A 23,354-nucleotide genomic window follows, 5' to 3' on the forward strand; every position below is an offset into this window, starting at 1 on the left:
GCATTTTGCCCCAAGCGCTGGCCAACGATCGCGGGATTACCCTATACCCGCCATGCCCAACAGATCAAACCCCATCAACCGTGGCGACCCACTGGGCGCAGCGGCAGGCTGACCACCAGCCACAGCAGCATAAGCACGGCCGTCACTGCAAACAAGCCCGGCACACCGCCCCATTTAGCGACGGCACCGCCCATCGCGCCACCGGCAAACAGGCCCAGCGATTGCAAGGTGTTGTAAGCGCCCAAAGCCGCACCGCGCAGCGGCGCAGGCGCCATACGCGAGACCAAGCTGGGCTGGGTCGCCTCTAGCGCGTTAAAGCCGCAAAAGAACAAAAACATCAACAGTGCCATGCACCAGATGGTGGGAATCGTGCCGCTAAAGGCCAACATGCCCAGCCCTATTTGCACCAGCAGTACCAGCCCGATAGAGCCTAGCAAAGCCGTCCGCAGCTGGCCCTTGCGCTCCATAGAAAAGAGCAGGCCCATGGCGACAAAGGACAGCAGAACCGCTGGCAGGTAAACATGCCAGTGCTGCTCTTTCACCAAGCCAGACTGCACCAGCATCGCGGGCACTGCCACCCACATCGACATTTGCACGGTGTGCAGAATAAACACGCCAAAGCTCAGGCGCAGCAAGTCGGTATGGCCTAGCAAATCACTGAACTTGCCTTTGTGCGCATTGGCTTGTTTCTCGGGCTCGGGGGGCACTACCCACAGCACCACGGCAATGCCGGCCATGGCCAGCGCACAGGTCAGGCCAAAAATGCCTGACAAACCCATCCAAGCATTGAGCAGCGGTGCCAGCACCAGCGCCAGCGCAAACATCAGGCCGATGCTGCCGCCCACCATGGCCATGGCCTTGGTGCGCACGCCGTCACGGGTCTGATCGGCCAGCAGTGCGGTAACCGCAGCGGAGACCGCACCTGCGCCCTGAATGGCGCGGCCAGCCATCAGGCCGGTCAACGAATCCGCCATGGCGGCAATCAGGCTGCCCGCAGCAAAAACCAGCAACCCCGCCACGATGACACGCTTGCGACCAAAGCGATCCGATGCCAAGCCAATGGGCAACTGAAACACGGCTTGCGTCAGCCCATACAGCCCCATCGCCAAACCGATCATGGCTGGGTCATCACCACCGGGGTACTTTCGCGCTTCCAACATAAAGACCGGCAGCACCAGAAACAGACCCAGCATGCGCAGCGCAAAGATCAACGCCAGCGCACCGCTTGAGCGGCGCTCCAGAGAAGTCATGATGGTCGAGGATTTGTCCGTGCCCTGCGTGTCCGCATTAGGCGCATCAAGCGCGCTAAGCACACGAGGAGATGTATTCGTTTTATTCACGCTCAAATTTTGCCAAGTGTCGAATTCTTATGCTCACGCCAACGTCACAGCCAAGCCAAAGAGAAAGAATAGAACTGTAGATTGTCCGTGAACCTGAATCATCTAGTCATGAACAGGCCCGTCTGACTATCATGGAGAGTTTCCCCCCGCCTGGAGCGCCTGTGTCCGTGAAGCCCGATTTGCCCTCTGTTAAGACTGCTGATGCTGACGACAGCCTTTATTTGGGCCGCTCGCTGGCGCAGACACGCATCGCCATTCGCGGCGCACGCACGCACAACCTCAAGAATATTGACCTCGATATCCCCCGCAACAAGTTGGTGGTGATTACGGGTTTATCAGGCTCGGGCAAATCCAGTCTCGCATTTGACACCTTGTATGCAGAAGGCCAGCGTCGCTATGTAGAAAGCCTCTCGGCCTATGCACGCCAGTTTTTGGGGCGACTCGATAAGCCCGATGTCGATTTGATTGAAGGCCTCTCGCCCGCCATCTCCATCGAGCAAAAGGCCACCAGCCACAACCCGCGCTCCACCGTGGGCACGGTCACCGAGATCAACGACTACCTGCGCCTGCTGTTTGCCCGCGCCGGCACGCCGTTTTGCCCTGACCACAATCTGCCGCTGCAGTCCCAAACCATCAGCCAGATGGTGGACAGCGTGCTGCAGCTGCCCGAAGACACCAAGCTGATGATCCTCGGCCCCTTGGCGCGCGAGAAAAAAGGCGAGTTTGCCGAGCTGTTTGTGCAGCTGCAAGCCCAAGGCTATGTGCGCTTTCGCATCGATGGGCAGATTTACGACAGCCAGTCCCTGCCCAAGCTAGAAAAAAACGAGCGCCACAACATTGACGTAGTGATTGACCGCGTCAAAGTGCGCGAAGACATCAAACAGCGCCTGGCCGAAAGCTTTGAAGCGGCCCTGCGTGCTGGCGGCAACGACGCCGGTGGCCGGGTGCTGGCGCTAGAGATGGACAGCGGCAAAGAACATTTGTTCAGCGCCAAATTTGCCTGCCCAGCCTGCGACTACTCTCTGGCTGAGCTGGAGCCGCGCATCTTCTCCTTCAACTCGCCCATGGGCGCGTGCCCCGCCTGCGACGGTCTGGGCAACAGCGAAGACTTTGACCCAGACCGCGTCGTGCCCTTCCCTACCCTGAGTTTGGCCAGCGGTGCCATCAAGGGCTGGGACAAGCGCAACAACTACTACTTCTCCATGCTCGAAAGCGTGGCCAAGCACTACGGCGCAAGCACCGAGACCCCGTTTGATGAGCTGCCTGAGAACGTGCGCAACGTCATCCTCTGGGGCTCAGGCGACGAGGTCATCGCTTTCAACTATGTTTTTGAGAGCGGCGAGCGCAAAGGCGAAGCCTTTATCAAGAGCCACCCGTTTGAAGGCATCATCCCCAACATCAAACGCCGCTTTCGCGAAACCGAATCCAGCGTGGTGCGCGATGATCTGGCCAAGATGCGCACCATCCGCAAATGCCCTGAATGCGAAGGCACGCGCCTGCGCCGTGAGGCACGCTTTGTGCGCGTGGGTGAAGGCGAGCAATCCCGCGCCATCTATGAAGTCAGCCACGCCACGCTAGCCGATAGCCTGCAATGGTTCAAGCACCTGAACATGAGCGGCGCCAAGGCCGAGATTGCCAGCAAGATCGTGCGCGAGATCGCCTCGCGCCTGCTGTTCCTCAACGATGTGGGCCTGTCCTATCTGAGCCTTGACCGCAGCGCAGACACGCTCTCGGGCGGCGAAGCCCAGCGCATTCGCTTGGCATCACAAATCGGCTCGGGCCTGACGGGCGTGATGTATGTGCTGGACGAGCCATCGATTGGCCTGCACCAGCGCGACAACGACAAGCTGATCTCTACGCTGGAGCATCTGCGCGACATCGGCAACAGCGTGATCGTGGTTGAGCACGATGAAGACATGATGCGCGCCGCAGACCAAGTCATCGACATGGGCCCCGGCGCGGGTGTGCATGGCGGGCGCATCATGGCGCAGGGCACGTATGACGAGGTCAAGGCCAACCCAGACTCGCCCACCGGCCGCTATTTAAGCGGCGCGCAAAGCATTCCTGTGCCCAAGCACCGCACGCCTTGGTTGCCCGTGGTCAGCAAAGCCGCTGATGAGGAGCAAGCCAAGAGCACATCGAAGTTCCCCACCACGGCAGCGCACAAACGTGCCCGCAAAGATGCAGCGGCCGGCGACCTGCAAGCTATACGCATTGAAGGCGCACGCGGCCACAACCTGAAAAGCGTGTCGGCAGACTTTCCCGTGGGCCTGTTCACCTGCGTGACCGGCGTTTCTGGCTCGGGTAAATCCACCTTGGTCAACGACACGCTGTATGCCGAAGTCGCCCGCCAAGTGCACCGCGCAGGCACCGAGCCTGCAGCGCATGACGACATCATCGGCGTGGAGTACTTCGACAAGATCATCAACGTCGACCAGTCCCCCATCGGCCGCACACCGCGCAGCAACCCCGCCACCTATACCGGCCTGTTCACGCCCATTCGTGAGCTGATGACCGAAACCACCACCGCCAAAGAGCGTGGCTATGGGCCGGGGCGCTTTTCCTTCAACGTCTCTGGCGGGCGCTGCGAAGCCTGTCAGGGCGACGGCGTGGTGAAGGTGGAAATGCACTTTCTGCCCGACGTGTACGTGCCCTGCGACATCTGCCACGGCAAGCGCTACAACCGCGAAACGCTGGAAGTGCTGTGGAAGGGCAAGAACATCTCGCAGGTTCTGGACATGACGGTGGAAGACGCTCACGCCTTCTTCAAAGACGTGCCCAGCATCGCCCGCAAGCTGCAAACCCTGCTGGATGTGGGCCTGAGCTATATCCGCCTTGGCCAAAGCGCGACCACGCTGTCGGGCGGCGAAGCCCAGCGTGTGAAGCTGGCACAAGAGCTGAGCAAGCGCGACACCGGCCGCACGCTTTACATCTTGGATGAGCCCACCACCGGCCTGCACTTTGCCGACATTGCTCTGCTTTTGAAAGTGCTGCACCAGCTGCGCGATGCGGGCAACACCATCGTCGTCATCGAGCACAACCTTGACGTCATCAAGACCGCAGACTGGCTCATCGACATGGGCCCCGAAGGCGGCTCGGGCGGCGGCCAAGTGGTGGCAGTGGGCACGCCCGAAGAGGTGGCGGCCAACCCCGCCAGCGTGACGGGGCGCTATCTCAAGCCTTATCTGAAGAAACGCTGATTTGAATAAAAATAGCTGCTAGCGCTTATACATCAAGCGCTAGCAGCTATCAAATTCGAAGTGGTTTTTAAGGCTGCAGACGAATCAGCTTGCCGTCCGGGCCATCCGTCAGCAGATAAATCAGCCCATCTGCGCCTTGGCGTACATCCCGAATGCGGTCGCCCGTCTGGGCGTAGAGCTTGTGCTCGGCCAGCACTTTGCCGTCCTTGATCTCCAGCCGCGCAAGGTGGCGCCCCTTGAGCGCGCCAATCAGCAGATTGCCCTTCCAGCTCGCGCCATAGCGCTCGCCGCTCACAAAGGCCATGCCAGACGGCGCAATGCTGGGCACCCAGTAGTGCAGCGGCTGCTCCATGCCAGCCTTTTGCGTGCCCTCGCCAATCTTGCCGCCGCCGTATTCCTCACCATAGGTAATCACCGGCCAACCGTAGTTTTTGCCGGGCTGCGGCAGGTTGATCTCATCGCCGCCCTGCGGGCCATGCTCATGCAGCCACAGCTTGCCATCAGGCGCAATGGTCAGGCCTTGGCTGTTGCGGTGGCCATAGCTGTAGATCTCTGGCAAAGCGTCTTTGCGATCCGCATACGGGTTGTCTGCGGGCACAGTACCGTCCTTGGCAATACGGATGAGCTTGCCGTGGTGGTTATCCAGCGTCTGCGCATCGCTTCGGCGCGAAAAGCGGTCGCCCAGACTCAGGAACAGCGTGCCATCACGCGCCTGGGCAATGCGGCAACCAAAGTGAGCGCTGCTTTTGACCTTGGGGCGCTGGCTGAACAGCACTTTCACGTCTTCCAGACTGCGCTCATCACGAGCAATGCGGGCCGTACCCAGCGCCGTGCTGTTCATATCCTTGTCACCCGTTTTGTCGCTGCCGGGCTCGGCATAGCAAAAGTAGATGCGACGGTTGCTGGCAAACTGGCTGTCGGCCACCACATCCAGCAAACCGCCCTGCCCGCCAAAGTCTACGGTCGGCACGCCGCTCAACTCAGACTGCTTTTGCCCCTTGCCATCCAGCAGCCAGAGCTTGCCTGCACGTTCGCTCAGCACAAAGCGCTGGTCGGGCAGCGGGGCAATGGCCCAGCCATTGGCAATACCCGTCGCCAGCACCTCCTGCCGGGGAGCAGTGCTTTGCGCACAGGCGGCCAGCGCCAGCAGACTGCAGCCCGTCAGCGCTGCAAGCCTCAGACGGCGAAATGGTGAGCAAGTCATCACAAGCAGGCCTTTCATGGTGTTTTGCAGACAGTACCATGCATGCCATGGATACCGCCAACCACTCTCCCCTCGCTAACCTCGCTCGCACACCGCATGCTGTCTGGGATTTCGTCATCGTCGGTGCAGGCATGGCCGGCACCTCTACCGCCTGGCAACTGGTTCAGTCGGGCGACGATGCGACCTCCGGCACTCCCCCTTCTGTGCTGGTGCTAGAGCGCGAATCCCAGCCCGGCTATCACACCACCGGCCGCTCAGCTGCACTGTTTGAAGAGCACTACGGCCCCGCGCAAGTTCAAGCCCTGACCCGCGCCAGCCGCGCCTTCTACGATGCGCCACCCACTGGTTTTACCGAAGCGCCCATCCTCACGCCACGCGGCGTGTTGTACGTGGGAATGAGCGAGCAAAAAGAGCTGGTCGATGCGGCCTATGCCGAAGCGGTCATCCACTCTCCCGAGGCGCAGCGCCTGAACGCCGAGCAGCTCAAAGCGCTGGTGCCCGTGCTCAACACCGACGTGCTGGTAGACGGTTTTCTGGACAACGGCGCACGCGACATTGACGTGCACGGCCTGCACCAAGGCTACATCCGCGGCCTGCGCCAGCGCGGCGGCGAGCTGTGGTGCAACGCCGAAGTGCAAGGCATTACCCGCAGCAACGACCTCTGGCACATCACCTTGCCGCAAGGCCGCAGCATTCAGGCCAAAACTATCATCAACGCCGCTGGCGCATGGGCGGACGTGCTGGCCGCCATGGCCGGTGCCGCCCCCATTGGCATCGTCCCCAAACGCCGCAGCGCCTTCACCTTCCCCGCCCCCGAAGGCATGGACGCAGCGCACTGGCCCGCCATCATCAGCGCCGATGAAAACTGGTACATAAAGCCCGATGCGGGCCAGCTACTGGGCTCGCCCGCCAATGCCGACCCCGTAGCGCCCCACGATGTGGTGCCCGAGGAGCTGGACATTGCTACCGGCATTTATCACATCGAAGAAGCAACCACGCTGCAAATCCGCCGCCCATCGCACACCTGGGCTGGGCTGCGCTCGTTTGTGGAAGACGGCGAGCTGGTGATCGGCTGGGACGCATCGCCCACGCCTGTGGCGGGATTTTTCTGGGTGGCGGCGCAGGGCGGCTATGGCATTCAGAGTGCAGCGGGCTATAGCTTGTTGGCGCGCAATTTGTTATTGGGCGAGGTGCTTGATGGGACGCTGGCTGCTCAGGCGGTGAGTGTGGAGGCGGTTTCGCCTGCGCGTTGCCAGCGGGGGTGATTTTTGGCTTTCTGCGCTTGTGTATCAAGCGTTGGCAGCTATTGATTTTGAGTTTTTCTGCTGTGCCAGCAATCTTTAGCTGTACCAGCGACAGAGGCCGGGTCTCGCCCCGGCAGGCGAGTTACCTTTCTTGCTCGCACAAGAAACGTAACCCAAAGAATGCGCCCCTGCTGTCTGCGTCCCTACGCTACGTTTCACTTCTCTACGGGCAAACCTACGTCACACGCTTCAGTCTGCGGTGCCGCCCAACTCGCTGCGCGGCTTTGCCGCTTCGCTCAGACAAACGGCGGCAAGTCAGAGCACGAAGCAACGCTGTCCTGCGGCAGCGTTGCCCACAGCCTGAACCGCGTGCCGCAGGCGCAGACACAAGGGGGTTGGGAGCGGATACGGGCAGCCTGCCTGATTTGTGACGAAATCAGTCTCTAGTCAAGGTGCTGAAATGGGTTGCCGCTATCAATTTGATAAAGAAGCTATCCCGCATTCGGTATCTCACCCCTTGTGCCCACGCCTGTGACGGTAAGTTCTTGGGGCTGGCAGTTGCACCGCAGAGTGCAACTGCATCGTCATCTGACTTGCGGCCGTTTGTTTGAACGAAGTGCCGTAGGCACGCAGTGAGTTGGGCCGCACAGCCCCAAGAGCTTGACGGCGCAGGTTGCCCCGTAGCGCAGCGAAGGGGTCGTGGGCAGTAGGGGTGCAGCTCTTTGCCTACTTTCTGGCAGCAGAAAGTAGGTTGCCCGCCGGGGCGAAACCCGGCTCCTGTCCGTTAATCAGGCATGCGGCAAAAATATCAGTCCAAGCCGCTCCTAATCAAGGTATTGATTGGACATAGAGCTATCAAATTAGATGCATATCACCGCCAGCGACCAGATGCCCGCTCTCAGCCCAGCAGGTGACTCATATTTCTCGCTTGCGCAAGAAACGTAGCCCAAAGACCGAGGTCGGCCAGAAGCAGTCATTCCATCATTGGTCTTTGTCTACTCATAGCAAGCTTGCAATTGCTCACTTTCATCACTTACGGATAGATTCATTCTTCAATGAACGACATGCGTGTTTGCCTGTCATCTAGATTTCGTTAGGTTTTACATGTCCGAAATACGCTCAAATCTTTCGCAGTACTACGCATCAAAGGCACTCTTTGAGACGGTACTTGGACGCGACGCATTTGTTCGTGTAAAAGATTTTGGATCGCTCGCCGCTTGGAGAGAAAACTACAGCAAGCTACTAGGTGCGATTAGGGTCTCAGTTGAGGCGACCGTAAAGATTTGCGACGAAGAATGGAAGTCTCAAGTTGCACTACTTCTGACGCATGGGTTAGATGGTGTGAAGACGGCAAAGAGCATCGATGAAATCCACGCAAGTGCAGCAGCAACGCTGGGAGAGCTTGCCTTTCTTCAACTTGGTTTCGTGCCGCTAGGACACCGAACTTGCAAGAATATTCCATTAGTTCCGAAGAACTGGGATATGTCGCCGGTTAGAACGGTTCAGTACGTCCAGTCACCGACACAGCGAGAAACGCAACGCAGTCTACGAGACAAGAAGAAAGCGACGAGTTAGTAGTTTAGATTTCCACTCCGGCTCGGCTGCAGTCGTTGGTCAGCTCAAATACAGCGGGCAGCAGGCCAAGCTCTTTAGCTATCGGGACGAAGCCCGGCTCCTGTCTGTCAAATAAAATTGAGGCACAAACAAGCCGCAAGTCCAATTAAATAAAGGACTATCAGCTATCAAAAAAGCGGCCTGCACCCAAGGCACAAGCCGCTTAAAAATTCAGCAAAGCCCAAAGTTGGGCCCGCCCAAATCAGTCCTCAATCTTCGCGTACTGAACAATCTTGGTGTACTTCGCGATTTCGGCGTTGATGTACTTGCCAGCATCCGTCTTGGGGTTGGCCACCACGTTGCCAGTTTCTTCCATCTTCTTGCGGAACTCAGGCGAAGCCATCACTTCATCAAGCGCCTTCTTCAGCTGCGCCGCGATGGGTGCGGGCAGGCCCTTGGGGGCCATCATGGCGAACCAGCTGTTCAGGTCCACGTTCTTGAACTGGGGCAGCTCAGACAGGGCAGGAATATCAGGCGTGATGGACGAGCGCTTGGCTTCGGTGGTACCCAGTGCCACGATCTTGCCAGCCTTGATTTGGGGCAGAGCGGAGGACAGCACAAACATGCCGAATTCGATGTTGTTACCCACCAAGTCGGTGGTCAGTGGCGCCACGCCCTTGTAGGGGATGTGGGTCATCTGCAGCTTGCCCTGCTCTTGAATCAGCTCACCCGACAAGTGCAGCGCGGTGCCCACGCCGGAGCTGCCGTAGCTGTACTGGTCAGGGCTCTTGCTCACCAAGCTCACAAACTCGGCAGCGGTCTTCACGCCAGCCTTGTGCGATGCGACCAGCACCATGGGCTGCGAGCCCACCATGCCGATGGGTGTGAAGTCACCAATGCTGTACTTCACGGCCTTGTTGATGAGCTTGGCAATGGCCAGCTCGTTATTAGCGCCCACCATGATGGTGTAGCCGTCTGCAGCGGCCTTGGACACCTTTTGTGCACCAATCACGCCACCAGCGCCGCCCAAGTTCTCCACCACCACAGGCTGGCCCAGCTTCTTGGCCAAACCATCGGCCACCAAACGGCCCACCAAGTCAGTGCTGCCGCCTGCGGGGTAGCCAATGACCATGGTGATGGCCTTGCTGGGATAGTTATCAGCAGCAAAGGCAGGGGCTGCAACAGCAGCGGCCATCAGCAGGCCTGCGGCCACGACGGTACGGCGAAGAGTATGGGTGTTTTGCATGGAGCTATTCCGAATCTGTATGAGATGCATTGTCCGAATACAGAAAAACCCCTTCAGTGCCGATAGAGCACATCTTCGTGCCATTTCAGCACATATGCAGTTTTCATAGCGTACTGAGCGGTCTAACGCCCTTTATTTCGCATTAAGAAGCTGTTGTTTTCAGGTTTTTAGCGCCTGATTGATAAATTTTGTAAGTGATTACTTATTCATCAATCCGTAATATCAGCCCACAACTGCTCAGCCGCGGCACTTAAACGGCGTTTGGGTCGGTACAGGCGTACATCGAAATGCACATTCAAGCTGCTGTCGCCTGCCAACGCCAGCAGGCCGCTGTCGCAATCGCGCTGCACCATGGACCAAGGCAGCCACGATACGCCCAGCCCCTTGAGCACATACTCGTAATTGGCATCGGCCGAGTCACAGTCAATGCAGCGGCGCAGCTTTGGCAGCAAGGGGTTGCTGGCCAAGTGATCTTCCACCAAGCGCCCCAGCGCCATGCTGTGTGAAAAGGCCAGATACGGCACGGCACTGGCTCCCGGCTGCTGCGCTTGCTCCAGCGAAAACAGTGGCCTGCCTTGCACATCCGCCCGCGCCACGGGCACCAGCTTGTCGCTCATCACGGTGAGGTAGCTGAACTGGCGTCCATCCAGCCGCACGGCAATCGCGGCGTGGTGATAGAGCAAAGAAAAGCTGATCTCGCCGCGCTGCAGCATGTGCACGGTTTCATCTAAGGTGCGGGTGACGATGCGCAGCTCAGCCTCTTTCAGCACCGCGCCATAGCGCGAGAGCCAATCGGCCACGATGGTGCGCGCCAGCGTGCGGCCTGTGGCGAGGGTGATGATATGGGCTTGACGCCCCGCCACGGCCTGCAGCTCGTCATGCGACTGCGCCAGTGTGCGCACCATTTGCTCGGCCGTGTCGCGAAAGGCCTCGCCTGCGGGGGTCAGGCGCACTGGTCCGCCGCCCGACTCAATCAGCGGCGTACCCGCCCACTCCTCCAACGCGCGAATGCGGCGACCAAAGGCGGGGTGGGTGACATGGCGCAGCTCTGCCGCACGGGTAAAGCTGCGCTCCTGAGCTAGGAGCAAAAAGTCCTCTAGCCACTTGCTTTGCATGGCCAGAGCCTGCCTAACTTAGCCGCGAGCTGCAGCTTGCAGCGTGGCGCGGGTGGCAATAGCGGCTTCGCGCGCAGCCTTGGCAAAGTCATCACCCTGACCCGCGTACAAAATGGCGCGAGAAGAGTTGATGATGATGGGGCCGCCTCCAATGCTGGCAGCCTTCACCGTAGCCACGGCATCACCGCCCTGCGCGCCCACGCCGGGGATCAGCAAAGGCATGGTGGGTGCCACAGCGCGCACGCGCTCGATCTCGTTAGGGCGGGTTGCGCCCACCACCAAGCCCAGCTGGCCATTGGTGTTCCACGGGCCTTGCGCCAGCTTGGCCACATGCTCAAACATATGGGGGTTGCCGGGCACATCGGCCAAGCGCTGCGCTTGCAGATCGTCGCCACCGGGGTTGGAGGTGCGGCACAGCAAGAAAGCGCCCTTGCCTTCGTACTTGAGGTAAGGCGTGATGGAGTCAAAGCCCATAAAGGGCGAGAGCGTCACCGCATCTGCGCCGTAGCGCTCAAACGCTTCTTTGGCGTACTGCTCAGCAGTGGAGCCAATGTCGCCGCGCTTGGCATCCAAAATCACGGGCACATGGGGCGCTACGCGGCGCATGTGTTCCATCAGCTTTTCCAGCTGATCTTCCGCGCGGTGAGCCGCGAAGTAAGCGATCTGAGGCTTGAAGCTGTTGACCAGATCATGGGTGGCATCGACGATGGCTGCGCAGAAGTCGTAAATCTTGGACGCATCGCCCTTCATTGCGCCAGGAAAGCGGCTGGGTTCAGGGTCCAGACCCACGCAAAGCATGGAGTCATTGCGCGTGGACGCGTCGCGCAGCATGTCGAGAAAAGTCATGAGGGATGATTTTAGTGGCTCGCCCATGCCAAGCCCTGCTGTGGGTCTTGAATCGGGTCTCGAATCAAAATTTTCAAGCCATATCCGGCTTAAGTCCAATCAAATCAATGAATGGTAGCTATCAAAACAAAAGCGCACTGGATGAACACAGTGCGCTTGTATCAGCCCAAGGCGGCAGAACTCTTAAACCGCCTTTTGCTGGGCACTGCGTGCCTGCATGAATTTACCCACACCCACTACCAGCACGGCACCTGCAGCAGCCGCCACGTAATGTAGCCAAGGGTGAGCCATGGCGACGCCCTGCAGCAAGTTGTCGTTGACGATGGTTTCACCACCGACCCAGCCAATCAGCGCCGCACCCAGCGTGATGATGATGGGGAAGCGATCCATCAACTTAATCATCAAGGTCGAGCCAAAAATCACCAGCGGGATAGAGATGGCCAAGCCCAAGATCAGCAACACCATATTGCCCTGGGCAGTCGCAGCCACTGCGATTACGTTGTCCAAACTCATCACCAAATCGGCGATCAAGATGGTGCGGATGGCCGCCAGCATCGAGCCATTGCCCTTGGATTCGCTCTCGCCGTCTTCTTCACCGGTCAGCAGCTGATAACCAATCCACAGCAGCAGGCAACCGCCCAGTACTTGCAGGAAAGAAAGCTCAAGCAACTTGGCTGCCACCACCGTGAGCACAATGCGCAGCACCACGGCGGCGCCAGAGCCCAACATGATGGCTTTTTTCTGCTGTTCAGGGGGGAGTGAGCGTGCGGCGAGCGCAATCACGACGGCGTTATCGCCAGAGAGAATGATGTTGATCCAGACGATCTTCACCAAGCCGATCCAAAATTCGGCGCTATTGAGCATTTCCATTGTTGACTCCACTGTTATGAATATGAAAACGCCGCATAAGGCGGCGCTTTCTTTTAAGAGTGGAGGCAGTTTAGGAGCATAAAACCCCTGTTGCCAGTTCGTAATACTGCGTAAATGCAGCGCAGCATTACGAACGCTGCACAGCTGCTTACTTCTTCAGCAAACCTTGCAGCAGGCGACCCATTTCGGATGGGTTGCGAGTGATGGTGAAACCGCACTCTTCCATGATGGCCAGCTTGGCATCCGCAGTGTCAGCACCGCCGGAGATCAGGGCACCTGCGTGGCCCATGCGCTTGCCGGGAGGAGCAGTCACGCCAGCGATAAAGCCCACAACAGGCTTCTTCATATTGGCCTTGCACCACAGAGCAGCTTCAGCTTCATCGGGGCCGCCGATTTCACCGATCATGATCACGGCATCGGTGTCGGGATCGTCGTTGAAAGCGCGCATCACGTCGATGTGCTTCAGGCCGTTGATGGGGTCGCCACCAATACCGACGGCAGACGACTGGCCAATGCCCAGTTCGGTCAGCTGAGCCACGGCTTCATAAGTCAGGGTACCGGAGCGCGAAACCACGCCGATACGACCCTTCTTGTGGATGTGGCCGGGCATGATGCCGATCTTGATTTCGTCAGGCGTGATCAGGCCGGGGCAGTTAGGGCCCAGCAGCAGAGTCTTCTTGCCGCCAGCAGCTTCCTTGGCGCGCATTTTGTTGCGCAGCTCAAGCATGTCACGCACTGGGATGCCTTCGGTAATGCAGATGGCCAGATCCAGATCGGCTTCAACAGCTTCCCAGATCGCAGCAGCCGCACCAGCGGGTGGCACATAGATCACGGACACAGTAGCGCCAGTGTCTTTTGCAGCGTCTTTGACGGAGCCAAAAATTGGGATGTCGAAAATCTTTTCGCCAGCCTTCTTAGGGTTCACGCCTGCGACGAAGCAGTTCTTGCCGTTTGCGTATTCCTGGCACTTTTCAGTGTGGAATTGACCAGTCTTGCCAGTAATACCCTGGGTGATGACTTTGGTGTCTTTATTGATAAAGATCGACATATGTGTATCTCCGGGGCGTATTACTTAACGGCAGCGACGATTTTTTCAGCCGCTTCAGCCATGCTGTCAGCAGCAATGATGGGCAGACCGGAGTCAGCCAGAATTTGCTTGCCCAGCTGTTCGTTGGTGCCCTTCATGCGCACAACCAGAGGCACGCTCAGGTTCACGGCCTTGCAAGCGGTAACCACGCCGTTGGCGATGGTGTCGCACTTCATGATGCCGCCGAAGATGTTGACCATGATGCCCTTGACTTCAGGGTTCTTCAGCATGATCTTGAAAGCTTCAGTGACCTTCTCAGCAGTAGCGCCGCCGCCCACGTCCAAGAAGTTGGCTGGCTCGCCGCCATACAGCTTGATGGTGTCCATGGTGGCCATGGCCAAGCCAGCGCCGTTCACCAAGCAACCAATGTTGCCGTCCAGCGAGATGTAGGCCAGATCGAACTTGGAAGCTTCCACTTCTGCAGCGTCTTCTTCGTCCAGATCGCGGTAAGCCACGATTTCTGGGTGACGGAACAGAGCGTTGGGGTCAAAGTTGAACTTTGCATCCAGCGCCATCAGGTCGCCATTGGAGTTGCAGTTCAGCGGGTTGATTTCCACCAGCGACGCATCGGTTTCCATGTAGCACTTGTAGATCTTGGCGAAGATGTCTACGGCTTGGTCGATGGACTTGCCTTCTAGACCGATGGCAGCAGCCACTTTGCGCGATTGCGCTTCGGTGATGCCGGTCAGCGGGTCAATCATCTCGGTGATGATCTTCTCAGGAGTGGAGTGAGCCACTTCTTCGATGTCCATGCCACCTTCGCTAGAAGCGATCAGGGCAACCTTCTGTGTGGCGCGGTCAGTAACCAGGGACACATACAGTTCGTTCTTGATGTCGGCGCCATCTTCGATGTACAGGCGGCGAACCTTCTGGCCTTCAGGACCAGTTTGGTGCGTCACAAGCTGCATGCCGAGAATTTGCTCGGACAGCTTTTGCACATCATCAACAGTCTTGGCAACCTTTACGCCGCCGCCCTTACCGCGGCCACCCGCGTGAATTTGAGCCTTAACGACCCAAACTGGGCCGCCCAGCTTCTGGGCTGCTTCAACAGCTTCTTGAACTGTGAATGCTGGAATGCCGCGAGGAACGGGCACACCAAACTGGCGCAAGATTTCCTTGCCTTGGTATTCATGAATCTTCATGACTTTGTCTCTCTGAACTGAGGGGAAATACCCGCTTGTCGCAGGCTTGGAAAAGCCTGGCCATCGGGTTCTTATGACATGGCGAGAGGGAATGTACCATGTTGCATCGCGCAAAACGACCCCCTCATATGCGCAAAATCCACAATTTCATGCAACTTTCTTGCGTTCTGTGAATTGCTGCAATACCTTGAATTTATTGAAAAAATAGTGCATGCACGATAATTTTCTCAAGCGCAACGTTCTTATGTCTTATAGAAAACATATCTCGCGTAAACCCTAGGCCGTAGCTCACAAGAAATTCTTAAAACCAGCCATATCCGCCGTTACCTCAACTGGAAAATTTGCGAGGGATTTGCGGCAAATTTGTGGGAAATTTGCCTAAAACACAGGCAACGCGCACCCCACCCCAGTTTCAAGGACAATCACCGCCAGTAAAGCGGCAATGGGGCCGCAGGCAGCGGCATCAACCCAAAAAATGCGCGCGCCGGTGCAGGAGAAAATGCAATGGCAAAAGTCTTTATCGACGGTGAAGCAGGAACCACAGGTCTGCAAATCCGTGATCGTCTGGTTGATTTCGCAGGTGTTGAGCTGGTCAGCATCGATCCCGCACTGCGCAAAGACCCTGCCGCCAAACGCGCCCTGATTGCAGGCGTTGATCTGGTCATTCTGTGCCTGCACGACGATGCAGCCCGCGAAACCACCGCCATGGTGGATGCCATCACCGCAGAGACCGGCCGCGCCATCAAGATCATTGATGCATCGACCGCCCACCGCGTTGCCCCCGACTGGGTCTATGGCTTCCCCGAGCTGCGCGCAGGCCAGCTCGAAGCCGTGAAAAACGCCACCCGCGTGAGCAACCCCGGCTGCTACGCCACGGGCGCTATCGCCCTGCTGGCGCCACTGGTCGCCGCAGGCCTGATGCCTGCTGACTACCCTGTCAGCCTGCCATCCGTCTCGGGCTACAGCGGCGGCGGCCGCCCCATGATGGAAGCCTATGAAGCGGGCACTGCCGCCCCTTACGAAGCCTATGCTTTGGGCCTGTCGCACAAGCACATCCCCGAGATCCTGCACTACACAGGCATGACACGCCGCCCCGTGTTCATCCCCGCAGTCAGCAACTTTGCCCAAGGCATGTTGGTGCAACTGCCCCTGCATCTAGACCTGCTGCCCGGCACGCCCAAAGCTTCCGATCTGCACGACGCGCTGGCCAGCCACTACGCGGCAACCAACACAAGCGCCAACTGGGTCAGCGTGCTGCCGCCCACAGACGACAACAAACTGGCAGCCGACACCTTGGCCAACACCAACAACCTAGAGCTGCGCGTGTTCGCCAATGAAGAACACCGCCAAGCGGTGCTGATCGCCCGCCTAGACAATCTAGGCAAGGGCGCCAGCGGCGCTGCGGTGCAAAACCTGCAGATCATGTTGGGCCTGTAAGCGCTGCTCACACCCATACGACGGCCCTTCGGGCCGTTTTTTATGCATTCAAAAAGCAACCGAGCTTCTACACTCTGGCATCCATCTTGCAGAGGTGGCGTAGGGTCTGTTGAGAATTGATCGAAGATCGCGTTGAGGCGGCAAGGGGTTGGATGCAAGGCGCACGCCTGCAGCAAGGCTCATGCCTTGCAAAGGTGGGCAACGCCGCAGACAGCCCCTTGCCGCCTCAACCCGAAGGGAAGGAGGCAGGCCGGCCGCCACTCTTTGTTGTTCTCCTTGTGCGGGATAGCACCCGCACTGCGTCGCACGCCTAGATTGGCAACCGGCCTGCCTCCTTCGCGACTCCGAGCAAATCTCAACAGACCTAGTACTCCCCAGCCAATAAATTTATGCAAAAAGCCAGCGCAGTCCATATCAATCAATCACTTATTGCTCCTTTTTCAGGAGTATCCGGGCATGAATGACTCCACCCAAAAAGCCACCGCTATCGGCCTGCTGGCCGTGCTTTGCTGGAGTTGCACCATAGGCCTGATGCGCGCCGTGGCCGAGCCGCTGGGCGCTGTGGGCGGGGCGGCTGCGCTTTACACCACGGCAGCCATCTGCATTGCCGTGGCACGCGGGCGCAAAGGCTGGCGCGAAGTGGCCCGTTGGCGCGAAATGCACCCGGCCTACCTCTGGGCCTGTGGCGCGCTGTTTGTGATTTATGAAATCTTTCTCTCCGTTGCCGTAGGCCTCGCTAACGACCGCGAGCAAGCCATGGAGATCGGCCTCATCAACTACCTCTGGCCCAGCCTCACCATCGCTTTAGCCGTGCTCTGCCGCCAGCAATTGGCACGCTGGTGGTTGTGGCCCGGCTTGCTGATTTGCCTGTGGGGGCTGGCGCGTGTCTTGGGAGGCGACAGCTTTAGCATGTTTACGCTCTGGAGCCATGTCGAAAGCAACCCGCTGGCCTACGGCATGGCCTTTGCCGCAGCCCTGCTCTGGCCCACTTATTCACTGCTGGCCCGCCGCTACGGCGCAGGCTTTAACGCGGTAGGTTTGTTTGTCACGGCGACCGCTATCGTCCTTTGGCTGCAGTGGTTCAAGTTAGATGCCCCAGCCGACATGCAATGGTCATGGCCCACTGCCGTGCAGCTTTTCATGGCTGGCGCGCTGACGGCGCTGGGTTACAGCTGCTGGGAGCATGGCATTCAACACGGCAAGCTGGCTGTGTTGGCTGCGGCCTCGTATTTCACGCCCGTGTTATCGGCACTTACCGCCAGCCTTTTGCTGCAAGTGCTGCCCGGCTGGAGCTTTTGGCAGGGCGTGGCACTGGTGACGCTGGGGTCGCTGATCTGCTGGTGGGCGACGCGCCATCAATAAGAGCATCTCCAAGGCTCAAAAACGCACTAAGCGCTTGATATTATTGGACCAACAGCTATTGAATCAGGAGTGCTTCCAATAGGGCTGTCATGACGTCAGCCAGATACCCACGCCCAGCACCACGGCGTGTACCGCCATCAAAATCCACAGCAGTGTCCACGGTGGCTCGGCCATGTCTTGCAGCAATCCGTGTACCTTGTCACCCAGAAAGGCGCGCAGCGCCGGGTCACCCTTGCTGGCCTCGCTGCCCCACTCGGCACGTGTCTGGCCCCATTCGTCCATCAAGTCAGAAAGCGGCAGACGGTTGAGCACGGTGCGCACCACCCACTGCACGGCGCGGCCGTCGCCAATCCATGGTTTCAGGTGCTCCATGGCCGCACTCATGGTCAGCAGGTCAGCCGTTTTGTGCATGGCCTTGTGGGCGCGGGGCATGGATTCCACGCGCTGCGCCAGCATCTCGGCCAATCGCTGCGACAGGCCCTGTCCGTAACGCGCCACCAGCTTGCCCGTGGCGCGAGCCCGCCCGATCTGCAGGCCGACAAAGACATAGGCAGCAATGATGAACACCAGCAGCAAGGCCACCACCAGCGACGGGGAAAACAGCAGGGCAATAAAGGCCCCCGCGCCGCCCGCATGGGCCGCGGCGGGCATGCCCGGCCCGTTCAACCGCAGAAAGTAAAACGCCGTTGTGGTGCAGCCCAGCACGAGGGCTAATGCAAGGCCAAGCATCAAGCCGCCCAGCAGGGATTTACCGGCACTTAGCCCAACGCGCAGGGCGGATGGAGAGTCTGTATTTGAGGCAGCAGCGGGCATGCAGGGTCCTTTGCGTCACAGCGTCAAACGGGGTGGCTGAGTTAATCGGCCTGATCACTTTCGCCGAAGTCTGAGCATGATGCCTCCCGCAAAACCCGCAAAGCCACGCCAGACGAAAAGCCGCGCGACGCCATAAAACGCATCTGTTTGGCCTTTTCCTTGATGTCGGCAGGTGGCGTGCCAAAGCGCTTGCGCCACAGCTCGCGGGCGCGCTCCAGTTCGGTATCGCGCAGCTGCTCGCCGGCATTGCGCACCACCTCATCATCCAGCCCTTTGCTGCGCAGCTCATGCAGCAGCCTTGCCGTGCCAAAGCGGCTGGCCTTGCTGTGAATGACGGATTCCATCACCCGTTGCTCGCTGATGAAGCCACGCTTTTCCAGCTCATCCAGTGTCGCGGGCAAGTCATCGCCCTCTTCCACATACGGCGCTAACTTGCGCAGCAGCTCCAGCCGCGAATGCTCGCGCTGGCTTAGCAGCTTCAAGGCGCGGCCTTTGATGGAAAGCCTGGCAAAGCTCACGATGCATCTCCAAAAACAAAAAAGCGCAGGGAACACCTGCGCAAAGATGGCAACCTTTTGAACGACTCACCCTTTATCTAGAGATTGGTGAGTCATTCTTAAAACTAGCGCACTCCAAACCAGACAGGCCAAGCAAAGGCATCACCCCCTCCTTGGCGCTCAGCGCGCAAAGAGAGGGGAAGGCGCAAAGCGCCTCTGGGGGTGCCTACTAAATTCAGCCAATCACGCCGTCTTCGTCAACATTGACGTTCTTTTCGGCCTTATCTGCCTTGTCGGCCTTCTTGCCCTTGGCAGTCTTGGCGTCTGGCATGTCAACGCCGTCGCTTGGCAGCAGCTTGATGCCCAGGCTATCGCGCACCTTGTTTTCAATTTCAAAGGCCAGCGCAGCGTTTTCACGCAGAAATTCACGCGAGTTATCACGGCCTTGGCCGATTTTTTCGCCGTTGTAGGCATACCAGGCGCCGCTCTTGTCCAGAATCTTGGCGGTGACGCCCATATCCAGAATTTCGCCTTCGCGGCTGATACCTTCGCCAAATAGAATGTCGAACTCGGCGGTCTTGAAAGGGGGCGAGACCTTGTTCTTCACGACCTTGACCTTGGTTTCGTTGCCGATCACCTCGTCACCCTTTTTGATGCTGCCAGTGCGGCGAATGTCCAGACGCACAGAGGCGTAGAACTTCAGCGCGTTACCGCCAGTTGTCGTTTCGGGCGAACCAAACATCACGCCAATCTTCATACGAATTTGGTTAATGAAGATGACCATGCAATTGGTCTTCTTGATAGTGGCAGTCAACTTGCGCAGCGCTTGGCTCATCAGGCGAGCTTGCAGGCCGGGCAGCGAATCGCCCATATCGCCTTCGATTTCAGCCTTGGGGGTCAGCGCAGCAACCGAGTCAATCACGATCAAATCCACCGCACCCGAGCGCACCAAGCTATCGCAAATCTCCAGCGCTTGCTCTCCGGTGTCGGGCTGGCTGATCAGCAGCTCGTTGAGGTTCACACCCAGCTTTTGGGCGTAGCCCGTGTCGAGTGCGTGCTCGGCATCAATAAAGGCGCAGGTACCGGCCAGCTTTTGCATCTCGGCAATGACCTGCAGGGTCAACGTGGTCTTGCCCGACGATTCTGGGCCGTAGATTTCGATCACGCGGCCACGGGGCAGGCCACCTACGCCCAGAGCAATGTCCAGACCCAGCGAGCCGGTGGAGACTACCTGAATGTCTTGAACCACTTCGCCCTCACCGAGCTTCATGATGGTGCCTTTGCCAAACTGTTTTTCAATTTGGGCGAGGGCAGCAGCCAGCGCTTTGGATTTTTCGCTGTTGGCGTCGTTGGTCTTGGCGATGGCGTTCATATCAGGCTCCGAGAGGGGTGGGTGACTGTCTGTGGCCAGTCCTGTTTTTGCATTCAGGCTGGATGCTTGAACAGTAGTTTATGGCCTTGTGCCAAACATTTGTTGAAATATTTAGTCAGTTTGCCTTACTATTATTGATGAGCGAAATTTCACCCGTCACCCCTGCGCAAGACGCTTGGCGCCAAACCCATCTGGGTCGCTTGCTAGGTCACGCCATGCGCCGCTTTGATGCCCGTGTGCTGCAGCTCATGGCCCGTGATGTGGATGTGCCGTTGGCGCTTTCCAATCTGGCGGCACGCGACAAGGTGGGGTCAGCGCATGTGCACATCACGCGTCACCTGTCGCTGGCAGGCGACCGCATAACCGATTTGGCCCAGAAGGCTGGCATGACCAAGCAGGCCATGGCCGATTTGGTTTTGCAATGCGAGGCGTGGGGGTTGGTCACGCGTGAGGCCGACCCACACGATGCGCGCGCCAAACGGGTGCGTTTTACCGAGGCGGGACTGGCTTGGCTGAACGCTTTTCATGCAGCGGTGACGCAAGCGGAAGTTGAGTTTCGTGAAGCCGTGGGAGACGATGTGGCCACCGTGGTTGCACTGGGCTTAGAGGCCTATGCAGACGGTTATTAAGAGCCTCTATAAAGCGCTCTGACTACGGCCAAACACCCACAGAGAAAACACCAGTGCGTCTCTACAATGTCTGAAAAAGTGCTCACAGCACACACAACAGCAGGAGACAAACATGCGCATTCTGATTGCCGAGGACGATCAAGTCTTGGCCGATGGTTTGCTACGCACGCTGCGCAGCTCGGGCGCCGTGGTCAGTCATGTGGCCAATGGCAGCGAGGCCGATACCGCCTTGCTGACCAACAGCGAATTTGATTTGCTGATTCTCGATTTAGGCCTGCCCAAAGTGCATGGGCTAGAAGTGCTCAAGCGCCTGCGCGGGCGCGGTGATGCGCTGCCGGTGCTGATTCTTACCGCAGCCGATTCCATCGAAGAACGCGTGCAGGGTCTGGACTATGGCGCTGACGATTACATGGCCAAACCGTTTGCCCTGTCAGAACTAGAAGCTCGCGTGCGCGCCTTGACCCGGCGCGGCATGGGCGGGGCCAGCTCCAGCATCAAGCATGGCCCATTGGTCTATGACCAGACCGGGCGCGTTGCCACCATTGACGGCAAGATGATTGAGCTGTCTGCCCGGGAGATGGGGCTGCTGGAAGTGCTGCTGCAGCGTGCGGGCCGTCTGGTTAGCAAAGACCAGTTGGTGGAGCGCCTGTGCGAATGGGGCGAAGAGGTGAGCAACAACGCCATCGAGGTCTATATCCACCGCCTGCGCAAGAAGATTGAAAAGGGGCCGATTCGTATCGCTACGGTGCGAGGTCTGGGTTACTGTTTAGAAAAGATACCGCATTAAATTCACTCATTAATTGATAGCTGTTAGTCCTTATTTATCAATGACTAGAGGCTAGAAATGCTTACAACTCACGAGCCATCGCCTTGAAGATCTTTCAGCGTGAGCAGCGCTCCCTTTTTGGTGAAATTCTGGACTGGATGCTTACGCCGATGCTGCTGCTATGGCCAGTCAGTCTGGCGCTGACTTGGCTGGTGGCGCAAGAGCTGGCCAACAAACCCTTTGACCGCGCACTGGAGTACAACGCTCAGGCGCTGGCGCAACTGGTCATGGTGCAGCGCGGCAAGGTGCAGTTCAACTTGCCGCAATCAACCAGCGAAATTTTGCGAGCCGATGAGTCGGATACGGTGTTTTTTCAGGTCAACGGCACCAAGGGCGAATACATCACCGGCGAGCGTGACCTGCCCCGCCCCCCAACACCTGAAGAAGACCCGCCCACCGGCACCGTGCTGCTGCGCGATGTGGAGTACAAGGGCATTGATTTGCGTGTGGCCTATATCTGGGTGCGCATGCCGCTGCCCGGTGAGCCCAGTGCGCTGGTGCAGGTGGCAGAGACGCGTGAAAAGCGCAGCGTGCTGGCCACAGAAATTATCAAGGGCGTGATGCTGCCGCAGTTCGTCATCTTGCCACTGGCCGCGCTGCTGGTCTGGCTGGCGCTGGCACGCGGCATCAAGCCGCTACACCGGCTGGAAGAGCGCATTCGCGCCCGCAAGCCCGAAGATCTCTCTCCCATCAATCACAAAGATGTGCCGCTAGAAGTGGTGCCGCTGGTCGATTCCGTCAATGATTTGCTGCAGCGCCTCGATGACTCCATCGTCACGCAAAAACGTTTTTTGGCCGATGCGGCGCACCAGCTCAAAACCCCTTTGGCGGGTCTGCGCATGCAGGCCGATCTGGCGCAACGCGAGGGCACGAATACCGAGGATTTGAAGCGCTCCTTGGCGCAAATCGGCCGCTCATCCATGCGCGCCACGCACACCGTCAATCAACTCCTCGCGCTGGCGCGGGCCGAGAGTGCGGTGCCCGCCATGCAGGGCTGCAATTTGGTACACATCGTCACCGACGTGTTTCAAGACTGCCTGCCGCGTGCCATGGCCAAGCATATTGACTTGGGTTACGAGGGGGCCAGCGCCAGCACGCCCGGCGTTTGGCTCAACGGCAACACCACGCTGCTGGCCGAGCTGGTGCGCAACTTGCTGGATAACGCCATCAACTACACGCCTTCGAGCAGCGAGCGCCCCGGCGTGATCACGGTGCGCGTGCAGGCCGATCACTTTGGTCAGGTGCTGCTGCTACAAGTGGAAGACTCTGGCCCCGGCGTGCCGCTGTCTGATCGGGAGCTGATTTTTCAGCCCTTTTACCGGGCGCTGGGTAACGAGGCAGATGGCTCAGGTCTGGGCCTGCCCATTGTTTTAGAGATTGCCCGCCAGCATGGCGCGCAGGTGCTGCTGCAAGACGCAAAGCCCGCTCAGACGCCTCCCGGCGCGCTTTTTACCGTGCGCTTTAAGGCCATACCCACTGCGTCTTCCGCTCCAACTTCGGGTCAAGCGCAGGCTCTTCATGCGCTCAAACTCTAATGACCTAAACAGCGGAAATTGCGTATTTCGTAAAT

General features: G+C 58.6%; 19 protein-coding genes. 8 read left to right on the plus strand and 11 right to left on the minus strand.

What is annotated here, in order from left to right; genetic code table 11:
- Positions 1-74: 74 nt before the first annotated feature.
- Positions 75-1,250 (minus strand): MFS transporter, encoded by a 1,176-nt coding sequence (locus tag KUF54_RS11570; RefSeq protein ID WP_219346379.1) that lies wholly within the window; start codon positions 1,248-1,250, stop codon positions 75-77.
- A 251-nt stretch (positions 1,251-1,501) separates the two neighbouring features.
- Here KUF54_RS11570 and uvrA point away from each other — a divergent pair, with 251 nt between their 5' ends.
- Positions 1,502-4,540, plus strand: a complete 3,039-nt coding sequence (gene uvrA / locus KUF54_RS11575; protein ID WP_219342972.1) for an excinuclease ABC subunit UvrA — start codon at positions 1,502-1,504, stop codon at positions 4,538-4,540.
- Positions 4,541-4,607: 67 nt separating this feature from the next.
- Here the strand turns inward: uvrA and KUF54_RS11580 are convergent, their stop codons facing one another.
- Positions 4,608-5,762, minus strand: coding sequence for a PQQ-dependent sugar dehydrogenase (locus KUF54_RS11580; protein WP_255576055.1), 1,155 nt, complete (start codon positions 5,760-5,762; stop codon positions 4,608-4,610).
- A gap of 29 nt (positions 5,763-5,791) precedes the next feature.
- Here KUF54_RS11580 and KUF54_RS11585 point away from each other — a divergent pair, with 29 nt between their 5' ends.
- Together KUF54_RS11585 and KUF54_RS11590 are read left to right on the plus strand one after the other, a co-directional pair.
- The gene (locus KUF54_RS11585; protein ID WP_219346381.1) at positions 5,792-7,009 is read left to right on the plus strand and encodes an FAD-binding oxidoreductase; all 1,218 of its coding nucleotides are present in this window, start codon (positions 5,792-5,794) and stop codon (positions 7,007-7,009) included.
- 1,083 nt (positions 7,010-8,092) lie between these two features.
- Positions 8,093-8,563: a hypothetical protein gene (locus KUF54_RS11590; protein ID WP_219342973.1), complete on the plus strand. Its 471-nt coding sequence runs from the start codon at positions 8,093-8,095 to the stop codon at positions 8,561-8,563.
- Positions 8,564-8,804: 241 nt separating this feature from the next.
- Here the strand turns inward: KUF54_RS11590 and KUF54_RS11595 are convergent, their stop codons facing one another.
- From KUF54_RS11595 to sucC, 6 genes are all read right to left on the minus strand, one after another.
- Entirely contained in the window at positions 8,805-9,788 is a 984-nt protein-coding gene (locus KUF54_RS11595; RefSeq protein WP_219342974.1) for a tripartite tricarboxylate transporter substrate binding protein, read from the minus strand.
- A 209-nt stretch (positions 9,789-9,997) separates the two neighbouring features.
- On the minus strand, positions 9,998-10,903 hold the full coding sequence (locus tag KUF54_RS11600; RefSeq protein WP_219342975.1) for a LysR family transcriptional regulator: 906 nt from the start codon (positions 10,901-10,903) through the stop codon (positions 9,998-10,000).
- An 18-nt stretch (positions 10,904-10,921) separates the two neighbouring features.
- Positions 10,922-11,749, minus strand: coding sequence for an orotidine-5'-phosphate decarboxylase (pyrF, locus tag KUF54_RS11605; RefSeq protein ID WP_219342976.1), 828 nt, complete (start codon positions 11,747-11,749; stop codon positions 10,922-10,924).
- A gap of 183 nt (positions 11,750-11,932) precedes the next feature.
- Entirely contained in the window at positions 11,933-12,619 is a 687-nt protein-coding gene (locus tag KUF54_RS11610) for a TerC family protein (protein WP_219342977.1), read from the minus strand.
- A 148-nt stretch (positions 12,620-12,767) separates the two neighbouring features.
- Positions 12,768-13,667 (minus strand): succinate--CoA ligase subunit alpha, encoded by a 900-nt coding sequence (gene sucD, locus KUF54_RS11615; protein ID WP_219342978.1) that lies wholly within the window; start codon positions 13,665-13,667, stop codon positions 12,768-12,770.
- Positions 13,668-13,687: 20 nt separating this feature from the next.
- A complete protein-coding gene (sucC, locus tag KUF54_RS11620; RefSeq protein ID WP_219342979.1) occupies positions 13,688-14,848 on the minus strand; it encodes an ADP-forming succinate--CoA ligase subunit beta in 1,161 nt (386 codons plus the stop codon).
- Between the two features lie 504 nt (positions 14,849-15,352).
- On the opposite strand from sucC, the gene argC reads away from it, so the two are divergent.
- Positions 15,353-16,285, plus strand: a complete 933-nt coding sequence (gene argC, locus KUF54_RS11625) for an N-acetyl-gamma-glutamyl-phosphate reductase (RefSeq protein WP_219342980.1) — start codon at positions 15,353-15,355, stop codon at positions 16,283-16,285.
- A 456-nt stretch (positions 16,286-16,741) separates the two neighbouring features.
- A complete protein-coding gene (gene yddG / locus KUF54_RS11630; protein WP_219342981.1) occupies positions 16,742-17,647 on the plus strand; it encodes an aromatic amino acid DMT transporter YddG in 906 nt (301 codons plus the stop codon).
- A gap of 87 nt (positions 17,648-17,734) precedes the next feature.
- On the opposite strand, the gene KUF54_RS11635 is transcribed toward yddG, so the two are convergent.
- From KUF54_RS11635 to recA, 3 genes are all read right to left on the minus strand, one after another.
- The gene (locus tag KUF54_RS11635; protein ID WP_219342982.1) at positions 17,735-18,460 is read right to left on the minus strand and encodes a hypothetical protein; all 726 of its coding nucleotides are present in this window, start codon (positions 18,458-18,460) and stop codon (positions 17,735-17,737) included.
- Between the two features lie 41 nt (positions 18,461-18,501).
- On the minus strand, positions 18,502-18,978 hold the full coding sequence (gene recX, locus KUF54_RS11640; protein ID WP_219342983.1) for a recombination regulator RecX: 477 nt from the start codon (positions 18,976-18,978) through the stop codon (positions 18,502-18,504).
- A 214-nt stretch (positions 18,979-19,192) separates the two neighbouring features.
- Positions 19,193-20,329, minus strand: coding sequence for a recombinase RecA (gene recA, locus KUF54_RS11645; RefSeq protein WP_219342984.1), 1,137 nt, complete (start codon positions 20,327-20,329; stop codon positions 19,193-19,195).
- Between the two features lie 137 nt (positions 20,330-20,466).
- Here recA and KUF54_RS11650 point away from each other — a divergent pair, with 137 nt between their 5' ends.
- From KUF54_RS11650 to KUF54_RS11660, 3 genes are all read left to right on the plus strand, one after another.
- Positions 20,467-20,958 carry a MarR family winged helix-turn-helix transcriptional regulator gene (locus tag KUF54_RS11650; RefSeq protein WP_219342985.1) on the plus strand — a complete coding sequence of 164 codons (492 nt, stop codon included), beginning with the start codon at positions 20,467-20,469 and terminating at the stop codon, positions 20,956-20,958.
- 112 nt (positions 20,959-21,070) lie between these two features.
- Positions 21,071-21,745 (plus strand): response regulator transcription factor, encoded by a 675-nt coding sequence (locus KUF54_RS11655; RefSeq protein WP_219342986.1) that lies wholly within the window; start codon positions 21,071-21,073, stop codon positions 21,743-21,745.
- A gap of 83 nt (positions 21,746-21,828) precedes the next feature.
- Positions 21,829-23,319, plus strand: a complete 1,491-nt coding sequence (locus KUF54_RS11660; RefSeq protein WP_219342987.1) for a sensor histidine kinase — start codon at positions 21,829-21,831, stop codon at positions 23,317-23,319.
- Positions 23,320-23,354: the final 35 nt, after the last annotated feature.

The organism is Comamonas sp. Y33R10-2, assembly GCF_019355935.1.
Classification (GTDB): Bacteria; Pseudomonadota; Gammaproteobacteria; order Burkholderiales; family Burkholderiaceae_C; genus Comamonas.